The organism is Alteromonas sp. ABH4_456 (assembly GCF_056160645.1).
The window spans coordinates 1-976 of record NZ_JBSWXO010000037.1 but is presented as its reverse complement, the minus strand read 5'-3'; the positions used below and the strand labels follow the sequence as shown (position 1 = coordinate 976).

The following is a 976-nucleotide window of genomic DNA, read 5'->3' as shown; positions in this document are numbered from 1 at the left end:
ATTAACCCAGGGACTGTAGACTGGCTGGAACAACAGAATGAACTTGGGGTTTTGCTTCAGCCATGCCTGTGTTTTCTTACTCTTGTGAATGATGTAATTATCCACGATCAGCGTTATCGTCTTCGCCTTTCTGTATGTTCTTCTCAGGTGCCCCATTAGGCGGATAAATATCTCTGAACATTTTGAATGACGACCGACATAAAGCACTTTACCTGTACCCGCGTTAAGCGCACCGGCCAGATAGTATTTCTCGTTTTGTCCTGGTGTCGGGACTAACCGCTGCTTTCCCCGAAAGCCCCAGTCAGCACCTATCTTCGGATTCAGGTGAATATCCACCTCATCTTCATAAAACACAGGATGCTCAGCAGAACACTTATCAAGCGCAGCTTTAATCGCAGCAAGCTTCTCTTCCTTATGTGGATCACGGATGCGTAAAGTCGGGGCTGCTCTGCGCCAAACGATGCCGAGTTCTGGCATCCATCTTCTCAACGTCGAGCTATGTATGCGAATACCAGTATTCTCATGAATTACCTTAGCCAGCAATTCAGAACTCCACCGGCTACGCTGATAGCCCAGTTCCTGAGGTGTCCAGTGGAGCAACAGATACAAAAGTTTGACTATCGCGTCACCAGGCAAATAAGCCGGTTTGCCATGCTCAGCATCCTTTAAACCTTCTATTCCTGATTCTTCATACCATTTGCACCAGCGACTGACTGATGAACGTGCAGCACTCAGTAATAACGCAACACGCTTACGGGATTCGCCCTTGTGAACCAAAAGCACCGCATTTGCCCGACGACTAAGGCGTTTATCCTTACTGCGTTGGATGATTTTTTCTAAACGGCGTCGCTCAGCCCGGTCAATCAATGATATTCTGTTCATGCTCAGTGTGGTTCTCGGTAATTTCTTTTTGGCGATTGATCTGATCGCAGAAATCACACTGAGTTCCCCTATGGGGTGCTCTACACTTAAGAAC

The 976-nt window shown here is 47.3% G+C and carries 1 protein-coding gene; it reads right to left on the bottom strand.

What is annotated here, in order from left to right:
- Window positions 1-882, bottom strand: an 882-nt coding sequence (locus tag ACXAG2_RS20840; protein ID WP_474870241.1) for an IS630 family transposase, incomplete at its 3' end; no start/stop codon positions are given.
- Window positions 883-976 lie beyond the last annotated feature (94 nt).